The sequence below is a fragment of the Hymenobacter gummosus genome (assembly GCF_003970915.1).
In the GTDB taxonomy this organism is placed as follows: domain Bacteria; phylum Bacteroidota; class Bacteroidia; order Cytophagales; family Hymenobacteraceae; genus Solirubrum; species Solirubrum gummosum.
In genome coordinates this window covers 398,448-421,304 of record NZ_RXOF01000001.1, presented here as the reverse complement: position 1 = coordinate 421,304, position 22,857 = coordinate 398,448, and the positions used below count along the sequence as shown (strand labels likewise).

Genomic DNA, 22,857 nt, shown 5'->3' with positions numbered 1-22,857 from the left:
CAGGGAGTTTGGCTAAGGAGAGAGAAGGGCAGGTAGGGAGGACGCACGCTAGTACACGTCCTCCAGGTAGCGGCGCTGCTTTTTCAGGCCGCGCACGTAGGCTTCGGCTTCTTCCAGCGAGGCGCCGCTTTCCAGCTGCACCACGCTCACCAGGGCCTTGTGCACCGTGGCGGCCAGGCGCTGCTTGTCGCCGCAGACGTAGAGGTAGGCGCCGTTTTCGAGCCAGTCGTACACGTCGCGGGCGTATTCCAGGAGTCGGTTATGCACGTAGATTTTCTCTTTTTGGTCGCGCGAAAACGCGACGTGGAGTTTGGACAGCGTACCGCGCCGGAAGTGCTGCTGCCACTCCGTCTGGTACAGGAAATCGGTGGTAAAGTGCGGGTTGCCGAAAATCAGCCAGTTCAGCCCGCCGGCCCCCAGCTCGGCCCGCTCTTCCACGAAGCCGCGGAAGGGCGCCACTCCCGTGCCCGCGCCCACCATGATGATGTTGGCGTCGGAGTTCTGGGGCAGCTTGAAGTACTCGTTGCGCTCCACGAACACCCGCACCGAGTCGCCGATGGCCACGCGGTCGGCCAGGTAGCAGGAGCAGGCGCCCTGCTTCTGGCGGCCGTGGGCGGCGTAGCGCACGGCCCCCACGGTCAGGTGCACCTCGTCGGGGTGGGCCAGCAGGCTGCTCGCAATGGAGTAGGCCCGGGCCGGCAGCGGCCGCAGCGTATCCACCAGCTGCTGGGCCGACAGCTCGGCGGGGTAGTCCACCAGCAAATCGGCGGCGTCGCGGCCGTAGAGGTAGGATTGCAGCTGCTCGGTGGCGCCGGCCAGCTCGCGCAGCTTGGGTGCGGGGTGGTGCTGGACGTAGCGCTCCAGCACGTCGCGCGAGAGGGTACTCAGCTCCAGCCGCTCGGTCAGGGCCGTGAGCAGGGGCACGGTTTCGCCCTTGAGCTGCACCGGGGCGGTGGCGTCGAGCTGGGTGGCGCGCAGCACTTCTTCCACCAGCGCCTCGGAGTTGTTCGGTACCACCGACAACGCATCCCCCGGCTCGTAGCGCAGGCCTGAGCCGGCCAGCGAGAGTTCCAGGTGGTAGGTTTCCTTGGTTGAGCCGCGGCCGTTGAGCTGAATCTTTTCCAGCACCTCGGCCGTCAGCGGGTGCTGGCGCGAATATTCCTCGACGGACAGCGGCGCCGGCGCACTACTCGTTCCGTTCACCATGACCAGCGCCGCCGCGCCGCCGAGGGTTTGCAATACCGCCTCAATCCACTGCCGGGCGTCGGCCTGAAACTCCAGGTCGCACTCCACGCGCGGGGCCAGGGTCGTGGCGCCCAGCCGCAGCAGCCGCTCGTCGAACTCCCGGCCGGTCTGGCAGAAGTGCAGGTAGCTCCGGTCGCCCAGGGCCAGCACGCTGTAGCGCAGCTCGGGCAGCTTCGGCGCCCGGCTACTGGCCAGAAACTGGTGCAGTTCCTCGGCGGCTACTGGCGGTTCCCCCTCGCCCTGGGTGCTGACGACCACCAGCAGCACTTGTTCCTTGCTCAGCTCCCGGCCTTGGTAGTCGTTCATGTCGCGGGCCGTGGCTTCGAAGCCGCGATGCTTAGCCGCTTCTACGGCCTGCAGGGCCGCTTTCTTGCTGTTGCCCGTCTGCGAGCCGTACAGCACCGTGATGCGCGGCTTGGTGGCCGGGGCCGTAGCCGCCACGGCCGCAGTGGTGGCCGCAGCGGTAGGCGTCAGCTGGGGCGCCGCGCCGGGGCCGGCGGCGTAGCGGCCGTAGAAGTAGCCGCTCAGCCACAGCAGTTGCTGCTCGGTGAAGTCCCCGGTAAGCTGCCGGAGCGTGTTATCGTCGAAGCCGATGGGCAGGCGCTGGCCGGTGTCGGAAGTAGACATGGCGTTGAGAAAGGCGGTAGGGTAGTGGAAAAGAGGGCCGAGCGGCTACGCCACGGCCGCGTACAGGGGCGCCAGCTGCGGGGCCAGGTCGGCCGCCAGCGGGGCCGAGGCCAGGTCGACCACTTCGCCGATGACGATGATGGCGGGCGAAGTCAGGTCGGATTCGGCCACGCGGCGGGGCAGCTCGGCCACCGTGGTTTGCAGCAGCTTGGCCGTGGGCAGCGTGCCGTCCTGAATGACCGCCGCCGGCCGCCCGCCGTGCCCGAAGTGCACGTAGGCGTCGGCAATGGCCGCTACCTGGCTCAGGCCCATCAGAATGACGGCCGTGGCCTTGGGCGCCTGCGCGGCCTTGATGACTTCTTCCGACAACTCGCCGCTGGCCGTGGTGGCGGTAATTACCCGGAAGGCTTCGCTCACGCCCCGGTGCGTGACGGGGATGCCCAGACTGCCCGGCACGGCCACCGCGCTGCTGATGCCCGGCACGTAGGCCGTCAGCAGCCCGTGGCGCTGGGCAAAAAGCATTTCCTCCCGCCCGCGGCCGAACACGAACGGGTCGCCGCCCTTGAGCCGCACCACGTGGCCGTGGACGCGGGCGTAGAGCACGATGAGGTCGTTGATTTCCTGTTGCAGGTAGGCGCGGTTGCCTTTGCGCTTGCCCACGTACACTTTCTTGGCGTCGGGGCGGGCGTAGCTCAGCAGCTCGGCGTTGCTGAGCGCGTCGTAGAGCACCACGTCGGCTTCGGCCAGCACGCGGGCGCCCTTCACGGTTATCAGCTCCGGGTCGCCGGGGCCGGCGCCTACGACGGTCAGGCGGGGAACAACAAATGCAGACATGGCAGGGGGAGCCTCCACCCCCAGGGCCGGCTCCGAAGAGCTGGCGGCCACGGCGGCACAGGCAGTTAAGGGGTTGCGGGTGAGCTTCTACAGTCAGCCAAGGGCTTAAGCAGATAAAAACAGTGAGGCTTCGGGGGCGGGGCTTCTCGTCGGCGACGAAAGCCCCGTGGAAAATGGCCGCTTCTAAATCTCGAATTCCGGTTCGGCCAGCGCCGTCTGCTCAATCAGCCCGGCGGCCAGGGTGGCCCCGGTTTGCTCATCGAGCAGGATGAAGGCGCCGGTCGTGCGGTTGTCGCGGTAGGCGTCGGCGGCCAGCGGGGCGGCGGTTTTCAGCCGCACCCGCACGATGTCGTTCAGGCGGGCTTCGTCGGCGTCCTGCTGCTCTAGCGTTTGCACGTTGGTCTTCGAGACGATGGCCTGTACCAAGGCGCGGGTTTTGGCCGCGTGGTGCTGCACCAGCAGCTTGCGGCCGGGGCGCAAGGGCCGCTCGTCCATCCAGCACAGCGTAGCTTCCAGCTCCCGCCTCGGCTCCGGCGCCTGCGTCAGCGGCACGATGGTGTCGCCGCGGCTCACGTCCACGTCGTCGGTGAGGCGCAACACCACGGCCTGCGGGGCCACGGCTGCCTCCACCGGCTGCTGATTGATTTCGATGGCCTCGAGGGTGGTTTCGATGCCGGCGGGCAGCACCACTACCCGGTCGCCCGCGCGGTACACCCCGCTCTGAATGCGGCCGGCGTAGCCGCGGTAGTCGGGCAGCTCGGCGGTCTGGGGCCGGATGACGTACTGCACCTGGAAGCGGCCGGCGTCGGTGCTGGCTTCGCGGGCTACGTCCACGGTTTCGAGGTGCGCCAGCAGGTTCGGGCCCTGATACCAGGGCAGGTTGGCCGAGGCCTTCACCACGTTGTCGCCGTTCAGGGCGCTGAGCGGAATGTTGGTGACCTGCCGGATGCCCAGCTGGTCGGCCACGGCGGCGTAGTCGGCCACGATGTCGCGGAACACCTGCTCGGAGTAGCCTACCAGGTCAATCTTGTTGACGGCCAGCACGAAGTGGCGGATGCCCAGCAGTGCCGCCACCAGGCTGTGCCGCCGCGTCTGCTCCACCACGCCCTGCCGCGCATCCACCAGCACGATGGCCAGGTCGGCGTTCGAGGCGCCCGTCACCATATTGCGGGTGTACTGCACGTGGCCGGGCGTATCGGTGATGATGAACTTGCGCCGCGCCGTGGTGAAGTACTTGTGCGCCACGTCGATGGTGATGCCCTGTTCGCGCTCCGCGCGCAGCCCGTCGGTGAGCAGAGCCAGGTCCACGGTGCCGGCCGCCGAAGTGCGGTTCTGCTCTTCCAGGGCCGCCAGCACGTCCAGCGAAACGGCGTCGGAGTCATACAGCAGCCGCCCGATGAGCGTGCTCTTGCCGTCGTCGACGCTGCCGCAGGTGATGAATCGGAGAAGGTCCATGTTAGGGTCTTGGGGTCTTAGGAGCTTGGGGTCTTGGTTTTTGAAGTGAGGATAGTTGGGGTGAGCCGAGCGGGAATCGGAAGTCTTGAACAGCAGCCAAGACCCTAAGCCCCCGAGCCCCCAAGACCCCACTAGAAATAGCCGTTACGCTTCCGGTCTTCCATGCCGGTTTCCGAAATCTTGTCGTCGAGGCGGGTAGCGCCCCGCTCACTCACTTTGGCCTGCACGATGTCCTCGATGATGGCCTCCAGCGTGTCGGCGTCGCTTTCCACGGCGGCGGTGCAGGTGGCGTCGCCCACGGTGCGGAAGCGTACCTGCCGGGTGGTCAGCTCGTCGGTGGCGTCGAGGGTGAGGTGCTCGGTCACGGCCAGCAGCTGGCCCGAGGGCAGCACCACGCAGCGCCGCTCGTGGGCGAAGTAGATGCTGGGCAGCGGGATATGCTCGCGCTGGATGTAATTCCACACGTCCAACTCCGTCCAGTTTGAAATGGGGAAGGCGCGCACGTTTTCGCCCAGCTGAATCTGCCCGTTGTAGATGTTCCACAGCTCGGGCCGCTGCCGGCGCGGGTCCCACTGCCCAAACTCGTCGCGCACCGAGAAGATGCGCTCCTTGGCCCGGGCCTTTTCCTCGTCGCGCCGCGCCCCGCCGATGCAGGCGTCGAAGCCAAACTCCTCGATGGTATCCAGCAAGGTGTAAGTCTGCAGCGCATTGCGGCTCGGAAACTTGCCGCCGGGCTCCCGCAGGCCGCGCTGCTTGATGGTGTCCTCCACCCGGCGCACAATCAGCTGCTCGCCCAGCTCGGCGGCCAGCTCGTCGCGAAACTGCAGCACCTCCGGGAAATTATGGCCGGTGTCGATGTGCACCAGCGGGAAGGGAAACTTGCCCGGCCGGAAGGCTTTGCGGGCCAGGTGCACCAGCGCAATGGAATCCTTGCCGCCCGAAAACAGCAGGGCCGGGCGCTGAAACTGACCGGCCACTTCGCGCAGAATATGAATGGCTTCGGCTTCGAGCCGGTCGAGGTAGTCTAACTTAGGGAGCGTTGGCATACGGCAAAAAGGTGCCTGTCCGGCCCGAAAAGGCCGATTTTGAGAAGTCAGGAAAGGCGGGGAATGCGGGGTAGGAGACGTTAGAACGACTAATTCAGCACGTCATTCAGAGCGGAGCGAAGAATCTCGCTGGATAGTAATTTGCTCGTTGGACGAAGAAATTACTTGGGGAAGTCAGCACGCGAGATGTCTCGCGTTGCTCGACATGATGGACTTTTATTGTGTGGTCAACGCAGGTGCAGAGGCTTCCGCCGGGGCGGCTGCGTGGTGCAGACCGCACTCCTTGGCCGATTGGTCTTCCCACCACCAGCGGCCGGCGCGGAAGTCCTCGCCCGGCTTGATGGCCCGCGTGCAGGGTGCGCAGCCGATGCTCACGAAGCCCTGCAGGTGCAGCGGGTTGTGCGGAATGGAGTATTCGCGGACAAAAGCCCAGGTTTGCTCCCAGGTCCAGTCCAGCAGCGGGTTCACCTTGAAGAGCTGGTAGGTTTCGTCCCAGTCGGCCAGCTGCATGCCGGTGCGGTTGGCCGACTGCTCGGCCCGAATGCCCGTCACCCAGGCGGCTTGGCCGGCCAGGGCGCGGCTCAGCGGCTCCACCTTGCGCACGTGGCAGCAGGCCTTGCGGGCGTCCACGCTTTCGTAGAAGCCGTTGGGCCCCTGCCGCTCCACTAGGGCGGCTACTTCGTCCTGATTGGGGTAGTAGGCCCGAATGGTCTTACCGTACTTCAGCACGGTTTTGCTCCAGGTGGAATAGGTTTCCTGAAAGTTGCGGCCGGTGTCGAGGGTGAATACCTCGATGGGCAAATCGTGGGCAAAAATCAGGTGGGTGATGACCTGGTCTTCGAGCCCGAACGAGGTGGAAAAAGCGGCTTTGCCGGCAAACTGATCGGCCACGGCGCGCAGCACATCCAAGGGGTCGGCCCCGTGGAGCTGCTGGCGTAAGTGGCTTACCTGTGCATCGAGGAGGTCGGACATGCGCAGTGTATAACTGAAACCGGATGCGCGTCAGCGGAAGTGGCGCGGGCATCAACGGTAGAATGAAGAAAGGGGAGAAGCTGGGCAGCGGGGCGGCGAGGCTAGCTCAAGCGGCCCGGCTACAAACGACTACGCCGCGTTCCGAACTGGTGCGGACGCGGCGTAGGAGTTGTTTCCAGCAAACGGAAAAGAGGTCGTGCAGAACCTCAACAACACGCGCCGCGCATCGGCATACAACAGCAACAGCAGCCGTTGAAGCCGAAGAGGCCCGACTGCGGAGCAGCGGTGCCAGCCAGAAGTGCGCGGGAGTTGAGGTCGGTGTTCACGACGTCGGCGTTTTTATATGGTCAGGAATTGGCACCGTTCGGGACTGTCCCGATGGTTGCCGGCGCTTCACGGAGCCTGTCTCTCCACGCCTCTGTATAAAAACAATCCTTCAGCAGAATTGCTGCGGCAAAGGTAGCGGCCGCAATTCCAGAATTGCAAATATTTTACGGGGCTTCAACCGCAATCAACGGGCCAGGGTTTTCGGAACGGCAAAAAATGTCTGCCTGAAAATCCTGGCGGGCTGGTAGAATCGGAAGTGCGAACCGGTAAAAAAACGGGCGTAGAATGCCCTGACAACCATTCTGCTCACGTGCGGCTCTTACCCCAAACTATCTGCCGTTTCAGCCCGATGCCCGTACGAATTATTACTGTGTTTGCTACCGCCGCCCTGCTCAGCAGCTGCGCCGCCGTGGTGCCCCATACCCTGCAAACGCCCCTGGTGCAGCAACGCGGCGAAACCGAGCTGAGCGCCAACATCGGCCTGCACGGCACCGACGTGCAGGCCGCCCACGCCCTGACAAACCGCCTGACGCTCACGGCCAGCGGCCACCAGCGCATCCGCCCAAAGCACGGCCACTGGGCCTACACCGGCGAGGCGGGCGCGGGCTATGGCTGGAGCCGGGTCCGTCATCAGTGGGCCATCTACGGCGGCCTGGGCTACGGGGCGGGTTATGTATTCGAGACGGGCGGGCTCGAGGACGACGGGCCCGCAACCCACCACCGCGTACGGTACGGGTATGGCTACCTGCAGCCCACTTTTCGCTTCACGCCCAGCCGGAATTTTGGCCTGGGCATAGCCCTGAAAGTTGCGGCGTTTGACTTGTTGCGGTGGCGGGCCTCCACCTACCGATTGGTGTATGACCCCAACGACCCCACCTTTACCGGGACGAATACGACTACGGTAGAGCGGCCGGGTTTCGGGGGGCTCACCTTGCAGCCCGGCTACAATCTTGCCATCGGCCTTACCCCGCACCTGCAGCTGCTGGTCAGCCAAAGTTTCTTTTTGCCCCTGGAAGAGGACCGGCTCCCGCCGCTTATGTACGTGGCTACCGGCCTAGGCCTGCAGTGCTACTTCGGCGGCCGGCCCAAGGCGGAGTAGGGCCCAAAAAAGCGCCAGCCGCCCAGAATTGAAGTTCCGGGCGGCTGGCGTGCGTGTTCTGCTGCTTAGTTGCGCCGGATCATGTCGGCTACGGCCTGCACCCACTGCGGGTGCGAGTTCAGGGAAGGCACCAGCTGCCAGTGTCCGCCGCCGGCCTCCTCAAACATCTCCTTGAACTCCTCGCCCACTTCGATGGTGGTTTCGAGGCAGTCGGCTACGAAGGCGGGGCTGAAGGCCAGCACGTTCTTGATGCCCTTGGCCGGCAGGGTCTTGAGCACCTCGTCGGTGTAGGGCTGCAGCCACGGGTCGCGCAGTCGGCTCTGGAGGCGGCTCTGGAAGGTGGTGCTGTACTGCTCGGGGCTTAGGCCCAGGGCCGCCGCCAGCTGCCGGGAGGTTTCGAAGCACTGCGCCCGGTAGCAGTAGCGGTTGTTCTTGTTGTAGCTGTTGCAGCAGTTGCCCAGCTTGCAGTAGCCCTTGTGGCTGCCTTTCAGCACGTGGCGCTCCGGAATGCCGTGGTAGCTGAACACCACGTGGTCGTAGTCGCGCTTGGCCATTTCTTCCTTGCCCAGCGTGGCGAAGGTGCCGATAAAGCCCGGGTCCTCCACAAAGGTGCTGATGAAGTTGATGCTGGGCACCACCCACCAGTCCTTCACGATGTCCATCACCTTTTCCTGCACCGAGCCGGTGCTGGCCGCCGCATACTGCGGAAACAGCGGCAGCACGATGATGCGGTCCACCGCCGCGTCGCGCAGCTGCTGCAAGGCCGACTCGATGCTGGGGTTCTGGTAGCGCATGCCGAAGGCCACCAGGTACTCCTTGCCGAGCGTTTCCTGCACCAGTTTCTGCAAATCGAGGCCGTGGTAGAGCAGGGGGGAGCCGCGCTCATCCCAGAGCTGCTGGTAGATTTTGGCCGACTTCGGGGCGCGCAGCGGCACTACCAGGCCCTGAAAGAGCGGGTAGCGCAGGGCCGCGGGCATGTCGATGACGCGGGCGTCGGTCAGGAACTCGTTGAGGTAGCGGCGCACGTCCGAGGTGCTCGGGGAATCGGGCGTGCCCAGGTTGACGAGCAGCACGCCGATGCGGCCTTTGGAGGAAACAGGAGAAGCGGGCATAAAAGGGAGCAGCGCGGCGGATTGCACAAAGTCGGGCCGACGCGTTGGATTGCAGATACAAAGGTAGGCCCGCGAAGGTTTGGGCCCGGCCACCATTCCCGGCTGATTTCCGTCAGGTTTTCGGCCAGCGGCCTACGCCCCGACAATCAGCCGCCGCACCTCGGCCAGCGGCTCCAGGCTGGTAATCATCGTCACCGTGGCATCGGGGCAGGCGGCCCCGAAGCGGTTCAGCCACACCGGCCGGATGCCCGCCGCCCGCGCCCCCAGCACGTCGGCCGTCCAGTTGTCGCCGACGAGCACGGCTTCTTCGGGCCGGGCGCCCAGCCGCTCCAGCGCCACCCGGAAGATGCGCGGGTCGGGCTTGGTCGCGCCCACGTCCTCGGAAGTAATCAGCGCGTCGATGAGGGGCGTCATGCCCAGGGCCTGCAGTTTGTCCTGCTGCTCCTCAGTGCGGTTGTTGGTCACGATACCGAGGCGGTACTGCGGTTTCAGCGCCTTCAGCAGGGCCAGGGCGCCGGCAATGGGCCGGCGCAGGCGGCGGTAGTGCCCGTAGTGGAAGCCGGCAAACTCCTCGGCCGCCGCTTCGTTGGGCAGCACGCCGTAGGGAGCCAGCAGCTGCTGAAACCGCAGGCGCCGCGCCGTTCGGTGGTCGATTTCGCCGGCCAGCACCCGCGGGTGCATTGCCTCCAGCTGCTCGCTGTAGCGCCGGTACAGCTCATCCAGCGTCACCGTCGGCTCGAAGCGGAACTGCGCCGTGCTGGCCTGTAGCGCGGCCCGGGCCGTGGCGGCGTGGTCGAAGAGCGTATCGTCGAGGTCGAACAGAACGGTGGTCAGGGGCATGATGCGGCAAAGGTACTTGGGCCTTGCACCATGTCCTGCAGCCATCGGCCGTACCGGCCCGTAAGCCGCTATTACTGAGCCCATGCTGCCCAAGCGGGCCGAAAGCCGTACCTTTGTGCCCCTTAACTGATTACCTGCTGTGACTACCGACCCCAAACCGCACCGCGCCGGCTTCGTGAGCATCATTGGCAAGCCCAACGTGGGCAAGTCCACGCTGATGAACGTGCTGGTCGGCGAGCGGCTCAGCATCATCACCAGCAAGGCCCAGACCACGCGCCACCGCATCCTGGGCATCCTGAACGGCCCCGACTTCCAGCTCGTCTACTCCGACACGCCCGGCATCATTCAGCCCAAGTACGAGCTGCAGTCGGCCATGATGTCGTTCGTGTACTCCTCCCTGGAAGATGCCGACGTCATCCTGTTCGTCACCGACATTTACGAGAAGCACGACGAGGAGCCCGTGGTGGAGCGCCTGCGCCGCTCGGAGGTGCCCATCTTGCTGCTCATCAACAAAATCGACCAGGCCACTCAGGAGGAGGTGGAGGCCAAAATGGCCTACTGGCGCGAGCAGATGCCCAACGCCGCCGAAATCATCCCGATTTCGGCCCTGAACGCCTTCAACACCGAGCAGGTGTTCCAGCACATTCTGGACCGCCTGCCCGAGCACGAGGCCTACTACCCCAAGGACGAGCTGACCGACAAGCCGGAGCGTTTTTTCGCCGCCGAGATGGTGCGCGAGAAAATCTTCAAGCTCTACAAGAAGGAAGTGCCCTACAGCACCGAGGTGGTCATCGAGGAGTTCAAGGAAGACGAGCAGATCATCCGCATCCGCGGCATCATCTACACCGAGCGGGCCTCGCAGAAGGGCATCATCATCGGGCAGGGCGGCGCCGCGCTGAAGAAAGTCGGCACCTGGGCCCGGGAGGAAATGGAGAAGTTTTTCCTGAAAAAGGTGTTCCTGGAGCTGCACGTCAAAGTCAACGAGAACTGGCGCGCCGACCCCAAGATGCTCAACCGCTTCGGCTACCGGCCGGAGTAACGAACGAAAATCGTCTGTCATCCTGAGCAAAGCGAAGGACCTTACCACGTCAGATAGCGACTATCCAACGCCTGCCGTTCAACCGGCATAAGGTCCTTCGCTTTGCTCAGGATGACAGCTGAATAAATCCGACCCTCAAACTCACTTAACTACCCCGGGCACTGCCGCACATGGTCGGAGCGGCGGCTGGGGTCAGCACCATGCAAAATACCATTGCCATTGTGGGCCGCCCGAACGTGGGCAAGTCCACCCTGTTCAACCGCCTCGTCGGCGAGCGTAAGGCCATCATGGACAACCAGTCGGGCGTCACGCGCGACCGGCACTACGGCTACGGCGAGTGGACGGGCAAATACTTCACCGTCATCGACACCGGCGGCTACGTCGTGGGCTCCGACGACGTGTTTGAGGAGAGCATCCGCAAGCAGGTGAAGCTGGCCATCGACGAGGCCGACGTGGTCCTCTTCATGGTCGACGTGGACGCTGGGCTGCACCCGCTGGACGAGGAATTCGCCAACGTGTTGCGCCGCTACGAGGACAAGAAACCGATTTACCTGGTGGCCAACAAGGCTGACTCCACGGCCCGGTTCCAGGCCGCCGGCGAGTTCTACGCCCTGGGCATCGGCACCGGCGACATTTTCCCCATCAGCTCGCAGTCGGGCTCCGGCACCGGCGAGCTGCTCGATGCCGTCATCAGCCACTTCGAGGAAGAGGGCGTGGAAGACCCCGACGCGGGCATTCCGCGCATCACCGTGATGGGCCGCCCGAACGTGGGCAAATCCTCGCTGGTGAACGTGCTGCTGGGCGAGGAGCGCAGCATCGTGACGGACATTGCCGGCACCACCCGCGACGCCATTCACACCCGCTACAACGCCTTCGGCAACGAGTTCATCCTCATCGACACGGCCGGCCTGCGCCGCAAAGCCAAGGTCGATGAGGACATCGAGTTCTACTCCAACCTTCGCTCCCTGCGGGCCATGGAGGAGTCCGACGTGGTCATCGTGATGCTCGACGCTACCCGCGGCATCGAGTCGCAGGACGTGAACATCATCGGCTTGGCCGACCGCAACCGCAAGGGCATCGTTATCCTGGTCAACAAGTGGGACTTGATCGAGAACAAGGAATCGAATACCGCCAAGGAGTTCGAGGACAAGATCTACGACATGATCAAGCCCATCAGCTACCCGCCCATCATCTTTACCTCGGCCGTCACCAAGCAGCGCGTGCACAAGGCCATCGAAACGGTGATGCAGGTGTATGAAAACAAGCGCAAGAAGGTGCCGACGTCGGAGCTGAACGAGGTGATGCTGCGCGAAATCGAGGCCTACCCGCCGCCCTCCACCAAGGGCAAGATGGTGCGCATCAAGTACGTGACGCAGCTGCCCACGCACAACCCGGTTTTTGCCTTCTTCTGCAACCTGCCGCAGTACGTGAAGGAGTCGTACACCCGCTACCTCGAAAACCGCCTGCGCGAGAACTTCGACTTCACCGGCGTGCCCATCGGTATCGTGTACCGCAAAAAATAATCGGCGTTTCCAGCTTCGGGCGGGCCTTTTCGAAGGTCTGCCCGAAATTTTTTTAGCTCAACGGGTTACCTGGACAGTGGGGAGGTATAAAGCTGCAGATTTCGCTGCCGCAGGGCGGTGAAACCTGAAAAAGAAAACTCAACTCACATTTTCTCCACACCAACTTACCATGAAAAAGGTTCTGTTCCTCGCCCTGGCCGCTGCTTCGTTCACCTTCGCTTCGTGCGACAGCCAGAAAGAAAACAACCAGGAGCAAGCTGCTGACAACGTAGAAGCTGCCGGCGAAGCCAAAGCTGACGCTATGGAAGACCAGGCTGACGCCGTACGTGACTCGGCCGATGCTAAGGCTGATGCCATGGAGGACGCTGCTGATGCTAACCCGAGCCAGGCTACCCCGGCTCCCGCTACCACCCCGGCTCAGTAATTATAGCCGGCTCCGGACTTCGGTCCTGGAAGCCAGAAAGGGCGCCCCGCACTGTGCGGGGCGCCCTTTTTTCTTGTCAGCATCAACGCGCCGGTGGCTGGCCGAAAAACGAATAACAAACAACGAAAAACGCCCTTAGGCGCCCAGTCGCCGCTGTAGCAGCCCGTCGACGACGTGGACCAGTTTCTTGGGTGGGTAGGTGCGCCAGGGCAGCTCGTCCAGCTGTCCGCCGAAGTTCACGTAGCTGTCGATGTTGTACTGGCGCATTTCGCGCGAAACGTGCTCCTGGAAGTTGACGCCCGCAATCCAGCCATCCTCCGCATCCTCAAACCACTCCTCGTAGTACGAGTCGTCGGAGCCGTGGAAATTGAACACGTTTTCGCCAATGAGGATGAACTTGCGGATGCCCTCGTGCACCATCGGGTCGATAATCTGCCGCTTGAGCTGCATGATGTCGTTTTCAATGGCGTCATTCCACTCCCCGATGAACTCGATGACGGCTACCCGCTCGTCGTAGTCCACGAAGAGAATCTTCAGGAACAGCGTATCCGACTCCATATCGTCCCACTGCGGGTGAATGAAGTAGCCGTAGATGGTATTGACGTAGCTGTCGAGGTTGTTTTCGGCCCCGTAAAGCGGGGAACGTTCGTCCTCGGAAGCCTGGTACTGCTCCAGCCAGGCGTAGTGGGGTTCAATGGTGTGCATGAGGCTGGCTAAAGGACAGGCTATGGTTGCTTCACCACCAAAACGGCAGGAACGGATAATGTGTTCAGGCAAACAGAAGTTGCTAAAGCGTCCACATATAAATGGACCAGCTACCAATCAGCAGCTCAGCCAAGCCGAAAAGCAACGTTAGTGAGCCTGGCAGCCAGCGCCTGCAGCGTAGCGCGTCTGCGGAAGCCGTCAGCAGCATCAGAGCGAAGGGCAAGACCAGGACACCAGCGTCGGTTACGCTCATAGGCAGGTCCGTTGGCTCCAGTTGCACGATATACTGCCAAACCGGTATCTGAACAAGCAGCAAGCCTAGTGTAGCCCAGCCGCTATAGCGCCGGTACAATGACATTACAGACATCAGGTGAGCTGTTGGCTAACCGTTCTGCGCTGCCAGTGCTGCCCGCACCGAGCCGTGCCGCTGCAGCAGCTCGGCCGCCTTGTCCTGTCCGATGCCCAGCTCGTCCATGAGCATCCGCTCCCCGCGGTCCACCAGCTTGGCGTTGGTGAGCTGCATGTCCACCATCTTGTTGCCCTTCACCCGGCCCAGTCGGATCATGGTGGCCGTGGTGAGCATGTTGAGCACCAGCTTCTGGGCGGTGCCGGCTTTCAGGCGGGTGCTGCCCGTCACGAACTCGGGGCCCGTCAGCACTTCCACCGGAAACTCCGCCGCCGCGGCCACTTTGGAGCCCGCGTTGCACACGATGCAGCCGGTAGTGAGGCCGTGCTGCCGGGCCTGCTCCAGCCCGCCGATAACGTAGGGCGTGCGGCCCGAGGCGGCAATACCCACCAGCACGTCCTTGGCATTGATATCGTGGGCCTGCAGGTCGCGCCAGGCCTGCTCGGCGTCGTCTTCGGCGTTTTCCACGGCTTTGCGGATGGCCGAGTCGCCGCCGGCAATCAGCCCGACGACCAGCCCCTGCGGCACCCCAAACGTGGGCGGGCACTCCGACGCGTCCAGAATGCCCAGCCGCCCGCTCGTACCAGCCCCAATGTAGAACAGCCGACCACCTTCGCGCAGGCGGGCCACGGTGGCTTCCACCAGCTTCTCCAGCTGCGGCAGGGCCTTCTCCACGGCCAGCGGTACGGTCTGGTCGAGCTGGTTCATGCCGGCCAGCAGCTGGGCGGTAGGCAGGGTTTCGAGGTTATCGAAGAGCGAGGCGGTTTCGGTGGTGCTCATTGTTTTTGGGGTGACAAGTGACAGGTTTTGGGTGACAGGTAACAAGTGACACGCGACAGGTCACAACCATCAACTTGTACCTGTCACGTGTCACTTGTTACCTGTCACCCAATTTTCAGCCGTCCCACCACGTAGAACTTGTCGAGCACGTTCACGGTGTGGGGGGCGTCTTTTTCCAGCTCGGCCGTCAGGTCCTGGCCGGCCCAGTGTTCGTAGTGGTTGCCGCGGCGCCAGAGGCGGGACTTCGTCACGTCGTAAATCAGCCCGCGGTAGGCAAACCAGATTTCGTCGCGGTCCTGCCCGTTGCGCAGGGCCAGCTGATGCTTGGAGTACTCCGGCAGCGCCTCCACCGGCTGCCCGTCGGCAGTGCTCGGTACGTGCGGAATCCCGGAGTCCTCAGCCATCTTTTAATTTTTAATTGAGTTACCCCAGCAGCGCCTGCGTCAGGATCCAGCGGTTCGGCAGGTCGCCCTGGGCGGCGCGCAGGTAATCCTGGTAGCTGCAGGGCACGATGCGCCGCACCGAGTGGTCCGACATGCTTTCCACTTCCATCCACCACTTTTCGGTGCGCTTGGCCTTGTAGAACACCAGCTTGGCCGGGTTGCCGGGCAGCCCCACGGCGTAGCGGATAAAGCGCCGGCTCTGGAAGTCCGTCTCGTAGCGGCGGTGGTAGTAGCCTTCCACGAAGTACCACAGCATGGTAGCGGCCGTGGAAGCGGCCAGGCCCAGCAGGTCGTGGTCGGGGCGGTAGCCGTAGAGGCCGATGCTGGTCAGCTGGTCGTTGTGGCCGGCGTACCAGCACAGCTGGGCGGCTTCCTCGGCCGTGAGGCCAAACGGGGAGGCGGGCAAATAGCCCGGAAACTCCGGCCAGCGCAGGGCCGTCAAATCGAAGCTGATGAGGTCGGCTTGGCGCAGCAGCGGCTCGGCCTGGCGCACGTCGTCGCGGATCTGGCCCAGGCGCAGGGTCTCGAAGTGCAGCTTTTCCAGGGCGGCCAGCACGCTCGTCGGCACCAGGTACTGCTGGTGCGCCAGCTGCCCGAAGTTGAACAGGAAGTTCGGCTCGTGCATCAGGATGCGGCGCAGGTGGCTGTCCTCGGCCGGTACCCCGGCTTCCTCCACCATGTCCACCCGCGCGTCGATGCAGGTCAGGCTCACGGCGCGGTCCAGGGTTTCGTAGGCCAGAAACTGCCCGATGCCGAGGTCGTGGGAGCCGCCCAGCAGGATGGGCACCGTTTTTTCCTCCAGCAAGGCCGCCACGATTTCGCGCAGGCGCAGGTAGGTGTCCTCCAAGGTCAGGCCGTTGCGCAGGTTGCCGAGGTCCACCAACCGGCAGGGACCGGTACCGCGCTGCAGCTGGTAGAAGCGCGGCCGGATGGCGTCGGGGGCAGAAGTGGCGGGCGTACCGGCGGCGCTGCCGCGCCACTCGTTCAGGCCAATAATGGCCAAATCGGCGCCGCGCCAATCCGGGAAAGTGTCCACGAAGCGCGCGACGTGGGCGCCCAGCGTGGTGCCGGGGCCGGCGACTACGTCGTCGGTGAGCGGGTCGAAGAACAGGGCCAGATTCATAGCAAAGGTGGCTGCCGCGGCGCAGGGGCCCGCGGAGGCGCAGGTCAAAACTACTGAAAAACCCAACCTTGCGTATGAGGCTTAAAGCGCATTAATAGGCTTTGCGCCGAAAAATCCATTTATTTCACCTGCTTTTCCCTCCCGAATTCTGCTTCCCATGCAAGCTCCCCGCCGCGCTTTCGATGTTCTGCCCCACCAGCTGGCCACCGCCCCCAAAGCTGATTGCCTCGCCGCCAAGCGCAACGGCGAGTGGCAGAAATTCAGCACCCAGCAAGTGCTCGACTCCGCCAACCTCGTCAGCCTGGGCCTGCGCCAGCTCGGCATTGCCAAGGACGACAAGGTGGCCATCATCTCGATGAACCGCCCGGAGTGGATGTTTGCCGACTTCGGCATCTCCCAGCTCGGGGCCGTGACGGTGCCCATGTACCCCACCATCACCACCGAGGATTACAAGTACATCTTCGCCGATGCGGGCGTCAAGGCGGTATTTGTGGCCAACCAGGAGCTGTACGACAAGGTGAAAGCGGCCACTGCCGAGCTGGATATCGACGACGAGCACATCTTCACCTTCGATAAAATCGACGGCGGCCGCCACTTCGACGAGCTGCTGGAAATGGGCCGTAAGGGCAACGTGGCCGACCTAGAGCCCCTGCGCGCCGCCGTGCAGCCCGACGATTTGCTCACGCTGATTTACACCTCGGGCACCACCGGCTCACCCAAGGGCGTAATGCTCACCCACGACAACATCCTGAGCAACTGCCGCAGCTCCCAGTCCTTCGTGCCCGTCACCAAGGACGACACGGCCCTGAGCTTCCTGCCGCTCTGCCACATCTTCGAGCGGATGGTGACTTACCTCTACATGATCAACGGCGTGAGCATCTACTACGCCGAGAGCATGGAAACCATTGCCGACAACCTGCGCGAGGTGAAGCCCAACATCTTCACCACCGTGCCGCGCCTGCTTGAAAAGGTCTACGACAAGATTGTGGCCAAGGGCCACGACCTGAGCGGGGTGAAGAAAAGCCTGTTCTTCTGGGCCCTCAACTTGGGCTTGGACTACGACACTCAGGACGACAAAGGCTTCTTCTACAACACCCAGCTCAACCTCGCCCGCAAGCTCATCTTCTCGAAGTGGCAGGAGGCGCTGGGCGGCAACATCCGCGTTATCGTGTCGGGCGGTGGGGCCCTGCAGCCGCGCCTGGCCCGGGTGTTCTGGGCCGCCGGCATCCGCGTGATGGAAGGCTACGGCCTCACCGAAACGTCCCCGGTTATTGCCGTGGGCGGCTTCGAGCCGGAAAATAACCTCATCGGTACCGTGGGCCCGCTCATCGACAACGTGGAGGTGAAAATTGCCGCCGACGGTGAAATCCTGACCCGCTCGGCCTCCGTGATGAAGGGCTACTACAACAAGCCCGACCTCACCAAAGAGGCCATCGACGCGGAAGGCTGGTTCCACACCGGCGACATTGGCGAGTTTGTGAAGGGCCGCTTCCTGAAAATCACCGACCGCAAAAAGGAGATGTTCAAGACCTCCGGCGGCAAGTACGTAGCCCCGCAGGTTATCGAGGGCAAGCTCAAGGAGTCGCCGCTCATCGAGCAGGCCATGGTGGTCGGCGACGGACAGAAATTCCCCGCCGTGCTGCTGGTGCCCGCCTTCGACGAGTTGAAATCGTGGTGCAAGCGCAACAATGTGCCCGCGGGCGGCTCGAACGAGGAACTGGTGCAGAATGAGCAGGTGAAGAAAATGTTCCACGACCTGGTGACGAAGTACAACCAGAGCTTTGCCCAGTGGGAGCAGGTGAAGAAAGAAGCCATCCTGCCCAAGCTCTGGACCGTGGAATCGGGCGAAATGACGCCCACCATGAAGGTCAAGCGCAAAGCCATCAGCGAAAACAACAAGGCCATCATCGACAGCCTTTACAACGCCGACTCGCAGCGGTAACGGACCAGGACGAGCATACCAGAAACGTCATTCCGAGCAAAGCGAAGAATCTCGCGTGCTGACGTCGGATAGTAGAATACTCGTTCAACGAGAAAGCAACTATTGGACGATGCACGCGGGATTCTTCGCTTTGCTCGGAATGACGTTCTGGTTTTGGGGGCCTCACTGCTGGGTAAGTGCTTCATCACTCGCCTGCCAGAACGGGTTCGATAAAATTTTCGTAAAGTAGTATGCAAGCATAACAAATTTGCGTACGTTTACCGGACATCGACCCCGAGATGAAGCCCGAAGAAACCGTTGACTACAACATCAAAGTAGCCTGGCACGCTATTTCGCGCATGTACAATGTGCAGGCCGCCAAGCACGACATCACCACGAGCATCGGCTTCGTGCTGCTGAACATCGACCAGGAAAACGGTACGCCCGCGACCAAAATCGCGCCGCTGCTGGGCCTGGAAACCCGCTCCCTCACGCGCATTCTGCGGTCGATGGAGGAGAAGGGGCTGATTTATAAGCAGGCCGACCAGCAGGACAAACGCTCGGTGCGCATCTTCCTGACCGAAGAAGGCCTGACGAAAAAGGAGGTGTCGCGGCAGACGGTGCGGCAGTTCAACCAGAAAATCCGCGAGAAAGTCCCGGCCGAGCAGCTGGAGGTATTCTTCCGCGTGGTTGGGCAAATCAACGGGCTGATTGACAGCAAGAGCATTTTCGAGGGCTTTAAGATTAAGCCCATGAAACCGGCGGAAAAAAGATAAAGGATGGAAGGATGAATGATCAGGGACCCGCATGGTCTTTCATCTCTCATCCTTTTATCCTTCATCCCCAATATCTAAAACCATTCCCACTCATCTACTTCCAGACAAAGAGGATGAACCGTACCATCAAGAAAGTCGCCGTGCTGGGCTCGGGCGTGATGGGTTCGCGTATCGCGGCTCATTTCGCCAACATCGGCGTGCAGGTGCTGCTGCTCGACATCGCGCCGAAGGAGCTGCTGCCGGCCGAAGAAGCCAAGGGCCTCAAGCTCGACTCGCCGGCCGTCAAAAACCGCATCGTCAACGCCTCGCTCGACGCGGCGGTGAAGGCCAACCCCTCGCCGCTGTACCGCAAGCCGGACGTGAGTCGCATCAAGACCGGCAACTTCGACGACAACCTCAAGGACATTGCCGGCTGCGACTGGACGATTGAGGTCGTAGTGGAGCGGCTCGATATCAAAAAGAGCCTGTACGAGCGGGTGGAGCAGTACCGCAAGCCCGGCACGCTCATCACCTCCAACACCTCGGGCATCCCGATTCACCTGCTGTCGGAAGGCCGCTCGGAGGACTTCAAGCGGAACTTCTGCGGCACCCACTTCTTCAACCCGCCGCGCTACCTGAAGCTGCTGGAAATCATTCCGACGCCGGATACGGACCAGGCGGTGGTGGATTTCCTGATGCACTACGGCGACCTGTACCTGGGCAAGACCACCGTGCTGGCCAAGGACACGCCCGCTTTCATTGCCAACCGCGTGGGCGTTTTCGCCATCATGGACGTGCTGCAGGTAATGCAGCAGGTGGGCCTGACGGTGGAGGAAGTGGATAAGCTGACCGGCCCGGTTATCGGCCACGCCAAGTCGGCCACCTTCCGCACCTCCGACGTGGTGGGCCTGGATACGCTGGTGAACGTGGCCAACGGCCTGGCGCAGAACCTGCCCAACGACGAGGCCAAGGCCGTATTCCAGCTGCCGGACTACCTCAAGAAGATGGTGGAAAGCAAGTGGCTGGGCGACAAAACCGGTCAGGGCTTCTACAAGAAGGTGAAGGGCGAAGGCGGCAAGTCGGAAATTCAGGCCCTGGACCTCAATACGCTGGAGTACAAGCCCAGCGCCAAGGTGAAGTTCGCCACGCTGGAAACCACCAAGCCCATCGAGAAGCTGGCCGACCGCTTCCAGGTGCTGGTGGCCGGCAAGGACAAGGCCGGGGAATTCTACCGCAAGTCGTTTGCCGGGCTGTTCGCCTACGTGTCGAACCGCATTCCGGAAATCACCGACGCGCTCTACAAAATCGACGACGCCCTGCGCGCCGGCTTCGGCTGGGAAATGGGCCCGTTCGAGACCTGGGACGCCCTGGGCGTGCAGAAAGGCGTGGAGCTGGTACAGGCCGAAGGCAAGCAGCTGGCCCCGTGGGTGGAGGAAATGCTGGCCGCTGGCAACGCCTCGTTCTACAAGGTGGAAGGCGGCGTGAAGAAGTTCTACGACGCCGAGTCCAAGGCTTACCAGCCGATTCCGGGTGTGGAGAACTTCATCATCCTCGACAACCTGCGTGCTTCGGGCAAGGTGGTGTGGAAGAACTCGGGCGCTTCCGTCATTGACCTCGGTGACGGGATTCTGAACGTGGAGTTCCACTCCAAGATGAACGCGCTGGGCTCCGACGTCATCCAGGGCCTGCTGAAGGGCGTGGAACTAGCCGAAAAGGACTTCCGCGGCCTCGTGGTGGGCAACGACGCGCCGAATTTCTCGGCCGGCGCCAACCTCGGGCTGGTGTACATGTTCGCGCTGGAGCAGGACTACGACGAGCTGAACATGATGATTGCGCAGTTCCAGCAGGCCATGATGCGCATGCGCTACAGCTCCATCCCGGTGGTGGGCGCCCCGCACGGCCTTACCCTGGGCGGCGGCTGCGAGCTGAACCTGCACTGCGACAAAGTAGTAGCGGCGGCCGAAAGCTACATCGGCCTGGTGGAGTTCGGCGTGGGCCTGATTCCGGGCGGCGGCGGCTCCAAGGAAATGACCCTGCGCACCGCCCTCAAGTACGAGGAAGGGGAGCCGGAATACAACCTGCTGCGCAACGCCTTCATGACCATTGCCATGGCCAAGGTGTCGACCTCGGCCCACGAAGCCTTCGACCTGGGCTTCCTGCGCCGCGGCGACGAAGTGGTGGTCAACAGCAACCGCGTCATTGCCCAGGCCAAAGCCGCCGCCATCGAGCTGGCCGAGGATGGCTACACCATGCCGGTGCAGAAAACCAACATCAAGGTGCACGGCAAGGGCGCCCTGGGCATGTTCATGACCGGCGTGCACGCCATGCGCGCCGGCAACTACATCTCCGACCACGACCTGAAAATTGCCAACAAGCTAGCCTACATCATGTGCGGCGGCGACCTGTCGGCCCCCACGGAAGTATCGGAGCAGTACCTGCTGGATTTGGAGCGCGAAGCCTTCCTCTCGCTGACCGGCGAACGGAAAACGCTGGAGCGTATCCAAAGCATCCTCACGACTGGCAAGCCGCTGCGCAACTAGAGCTAAAGGTTAGTTCCCCTCCTCAGATGAGGAGGGGCTAGGGGTGGTTGACAAGCTAGAATTAAGTCGTAGTTCTAGTTGTTACCCGGACGGGAATCAACCACCCCTAACCCCTCCTCATCTGAGGAGGGGAGCTAATCCTAGACTAGCTCTAGCTTCGATTCCCACCCTCTCTTCAAGAACCAACCGAACATGGAAGCATATATCGTAGCTGGTTACCGCACGGCCGTGGGCAAGGCGCCCCGCGGTGGTTTCCGCTTCACCCGCCCCGACGACCTGGCCGCCGAGGTAATCAAGCACCTGATGAAAGAGGTGCCGCAGCTCGACCCCACCCGCGTCGACGACGTTATCGTCGGTAACGCCGTGCCGGAGGCCGAGCAGGGCCTGCAGATGGGCCGCCTGATTTCCCTGCTGGCCCTGCCGATGAACGTGTCGGGCCTCATCGTAAACCGCTACTGCGGCTCGGGCGTGGAAACCATTGCCATGGCCGTGGGCAAAATCAAGGCTGGCATGGCCGACTGCATCATCGCCGGCGGCACCGAAAGCATGAGCCTGGTGCCCACCGTCGGCTGGAAGACCGTGCCGAACTACAAGCTGGCCCAGCAGCACCCCGACTACTACCTCGGCATGGGCCTCACCGCCGAAGCCGTGGCCCAGGACTACAAAATCAGCCGGCAGGACCAGGACGAGTTCAGCTACAACTCGCACCAAAAAGCCATCAAGGCCCTGGCCGAGGGCAAGTTCAAGGAGCAAATCGTGCCGATTACCGTGGAGGAAACCTACCTCGACGCGGCCACCGGCAAGAAGAAAACCCGCTCTTACGTAGTGGATACCGACGAAGGCCCCCGCGCTGACACCTCGGTGGAAGCCTTGGGCAAGCTGCGCCCGGTATTCGCCGCCAACGGCTCGGTCACGGCCGGCAACTCCTCGCAGACTTCCGACGGCGCGGCTTTCGTCATCGTCATGTCGGAGCGGCTGGTGAAGGAGCTGAACCTGGAGCCCATTGCCCGCATGGTGAACTACGCCACCGAGGGCGTCGACCCGCGCATCATGGGCATGGGCCCGATCAAGGCCGTGCCGAAAGTGCTCAAGCAAGCCGGCATGAAGCTCGAGGACATCGACCTCATCGAGCTGAACGAAGCCTTTGCCTCGCAGTCCATTGCCGTGGTGCGCGAGCTGGGCATCGACCCGGACAAGCTCAACGTGAACGGCGGGGCCATTGCCCTGGGCCACCCGCTGGGCTGCTCCGGCGCTAAGCTCTCGATTCAGCTCTTCCACGAGCTGCGGGCCCGCAATAAGAAGTACGGCATGGTCACCGCCTGCGTGGGCGGCGGCCAGGGCGTAGCGGGCATCTACGAGCTACTGAAGTAACCGCTAATCAGAACGTCATTCCGAGCGAAGCCGAGGAATCTCGCGTGCTGACTCCTGATAGTAGCCTCATCATTCAACGAGAGTATTACTATCTGGCGAGATGTCTCGACTTCGCTCGACATGACGAGCTTGATAAACAAGCCTCATCGCCGAACCAGACCACATATTCTCGCGTTCTGATATTGCAACTGGCAGAAGCCCCGTCTTTTCGGGGTTTCTTTTTCGGAAAGTAGTCGGCACGCATAACATTTTTTCTTACCTTTCGGTATC

The 22,857-nt window shown here is 62.7% G+C and carries 19 protein-coding genes and 1 riboswitch; of the genes, 8 read left to right on the top strand and 11 right to left on the bottom strand.

Annotated features, from left to right (window positions below; all coding sequences use genetic code 11):
* Positions 1-48 precede the first annotated feature (48 nt).
* The 5 genes from EJV47_RS01890 to EJV47_RS01870 form a co-directional block, all read right to left on the bottom strand.
* Complete coding sequence (locus tag EJV47_RS01890; protein WP_126691442.1) at positions 49-1,872, bottom strand: assimilatory sulfite reductase (NADPH) flavoprotein subunit; 1,824 nt, start codon at positions 1,870-1,872, stop codon at positions 49-51.
* Positions 1,873-1,917: 45 nt separating this feature from the next.
* A complete protein-coding gene (cobA, locus tag EJV47_RS01885; protein WP_126691441.1) occupies positions 1,918-2,706 on the bottom strand; it encodes a uroporphyrinogen-III C-methyltransferase in 789 nt (262 codons plus the stop codon).
* 183 nt (positions 2,707-2,889) lie between these two features.
* On the bottom strand, positions 2,890-4,161 hold the full coding sequence (locus EJV47_RS01880) for a sulfate adenylyltransferase subunit 1 (RefSeq protein ID WP_126691440.1): 1,272 nt from the start codon (positions 4,159-4,161) through the stop codon (positions 2,890-2,892).
* A 131-nt stretch (positions 4,162-4,292) separates the two neighbouring features.
* A complete protein-coding gene (cysD, locus tag EJV47_RS01875; RefSeq protein WP_126691439.1) occupies positions 4,293-5,207 on the bottom strand; it encodes a sulfate adenylyltransferase subunit CysD in 915 nt (304 codons plus the stop codon).
* 216 nt (positions 5,208-5,423) lie between these two features.
* Positions 5,424-6,179: a phosphoadenylyl-sulfate reductase gene (locus EJV47_RS01870; protein WP_126691438.1), complete on the bottom strand. Its 756-nt coding sequence runs from the start codon at positions 6,177-6,179 to the stop codon at positions 5,424-5,426.
* Between the two features lie 336 nt (positions 6,180-6,515).
* A riboswitch (SAM riboswitch) is annotated at positions 6,516-6,608 on the bottom strand.
* Between the two features lie 247 nt (positions 6,609-6,855).
* Here EJV47_RS01870 and EJV47_RS01865 point away from each other — a divergent pair.
* Positions 6,856-7,605 (top strand): hypothetical protein, encoded by a 750-nt coding sequence (locus EJV47_RS01865; protein WP_126691437.1) that lies wholly within the window; start codon positions 6,856-6,858, stop codon positions 7,603-7,605.
* Positions 7,606-7,670: 65 nt separating this feature from the next.
* Here EJV47_RS01865 and hemH read toward each other — a convergent pair whose 3' ends face one another.
* On the bottom strand, positions 7,671-8,717 hold the full coding sequence (hemH, locus tag EJV47_RS01860) for a ferrochelatase (RefSeq protein ID WP_126691436.1): 1,047 nt from the start codon (positions 8,715-8,717) through the stop codon (positions 7,671-7,673).
* 132 nt (positions 8,718-8,849) lie between these two features.
* Complete coding sequence (locus EJV47_RS01855) at positions 8,850-9,557, bottom strand: HAD family hydrolase (RefSeq protein ID WP_165903578.1); 708 nt, start codon at positions 9,555-9,557, stop codon at positions 8,850-8,852.
* Between the two features lie 139 nt (positions 9,558-9,696).
* On the opposite strand from EJV47_RS01855, the gene era reads away from it, so the two are divergent.
* The 3 genes from era (at position 9,697) to EJV47_RS01840 (ending at position 12,543) form a co-directional block, all read left to right on the top strand.
* Positions 9,697-10,596, top strand: a complete 900-nt coding sequence (gene era / locus EJV47_RS01850; protein WP_126691434.1) for a GTPase Era — start codon at positions 9,697-9,699, stop codon at positions 10,594-10,596.
* A gap of 200 nt (positions 10,597-10,796) precedes the next feature.
* Positions 10,797-12,119, top strand: coding sequence for a ribosome biogenesis GTPase Der (gene der / locus EJV47_RS01845; protein WP_126691433.1), 1,323 nt, complete (start codon positions 10,797-10,799; stop codon positions 12,117-12,119).
* A gap of 169 nt (positions 12,120-12,288) precedes the next feature.
* On the top strand, positions 12,289-12,543 hold the full coding sequence (locus EJV47_RS01840) for a hypothetical protein (protein ID WP_126691432.1): 255 nt from the start codon (positions 12,289-12,291) through the stop codon (positions 12,541-12,543).
* A 135-nt stretch (positions 12,544-12,678) separates the two neighbouring features.
* Here the strand turns inward: EJV47_RS01840 and EJV47_RS01835 are convergent, their stop codons facing one another.
* The 4 genes from EJV47_RS01835 to EJV47_RS01820 all read right to left on the bottom strand — a co-directional run bounded on the left by EJV47_RS01835 (position 12,679) and on the right by EJV47_RS01820 (position 16,000).
* A complete protein-coding gene (locus EJV47_RS01835; protein ID WP_126691431.1) occupies positions 12,679-13,248 on the bottom strand; it encodes a hypothetical protein in 570 nt (189 codons plus the stop codon).
* Positions 13,249-13,630: 382 nt separating this feature from the next.
* Positions 13,631-14,434 carry an N-acetylmuramic acid 6-phosphate etherase gene (gene murQ / locus EJV47_RS01830; RefSeq protein ID WP_126691430.1) on the bottom strand — a complete coding sequence of 268 codons (804 nt, stop codon included), beginning with the start codon at positions 14,432-14,434 and terminating at the stop codon, positions 13,631-13,633.
* 104 nt (positions 14,435-14,538) lie between these two features.
* Positions 14,539-14,838 (bottom strand): cytochrome b5 domain-containing protein, encoded by a 300-nt coding sequence (locus tag EJV47_RS01825; RefSeq protein ID WP_126691429.1) that lies wholly within the window; start codon positions 14,836-14,838, stop codon positions 14,539-14,541.
* A 19-nt stretch (positions 14,839-14,857) separates the two neighbouring features.
* On the bottom strand, positions 14,858-16,000 hold the full coding sequence (locus tag EJV47_RS01820) for a formimidoylglutamase (RefSeq protein WP_126691428.1): 1,143 nt from the start codon (positions 15,998-16,000) through the stop codon (positions 14,858-14,860).
* Between the two features lie 157 nt (positions 16,001-16,157).
* On the opposite strand from EJV47_RS01820, the gene EJV47_RS01815 reads away from it, so the two are divergent.
* From EJV47_RS01815 to EJV47_RS01800, 4 genes are all read left to right on the top strand, one after another.
* A complete protein-coding gene (locus tag EJV47_RS01815) occupies positions 16,158-17,942 on the top strand; it encodes an AMP-dependent synthetase/ligase (RefSeq protein ID WP_126691427.1) in 1,785 nt (594 codons plus the stop codon).
* Positions 17,943-18,220: 278 nt separating this feature from the next.
* Positions 18,221-18,697, top strand: coding sequence for a MarR family winged helix-turn-helix transcriptional regulator (locus EJV47_RS01810; RefSeq protein WP_126691426.1), 477 nt, complete (start codon positions 18,221-18,223; stop codon positions 18,695-18,697).
* A 113-nt stretch (positions 18,698-18,810) separates the two neighbouring features.
* Entirely contained in the window at positions 18,811-21,216 is a 2,406-nt protein-coding gene (locus EJV47_RS01805) for a 3-hydroxyacyl-CoA dehydrogenase/enoyl-CoA hydratase family protein (RefSeq protein ID WP_126691425.1), read from the top strand.
* A gap of 192 nt (positions 21,217-21,408) precedes the next feature.
* The gene (locus EJV47_RS01800; RefSeq protein ID WP_126691424.1) at positions 21,409-22,587 is read left to right on the top strand and encodes an acetyl-CoA C-acyltransferase; all 1,179 of its coding nucleotides are present in this window, start codon (positions 21,409-21,411) and stop codon (positions 22,585-22,587) included.
* Positions 22,588-22,857 lie beyond the last annotated feature (270 nt).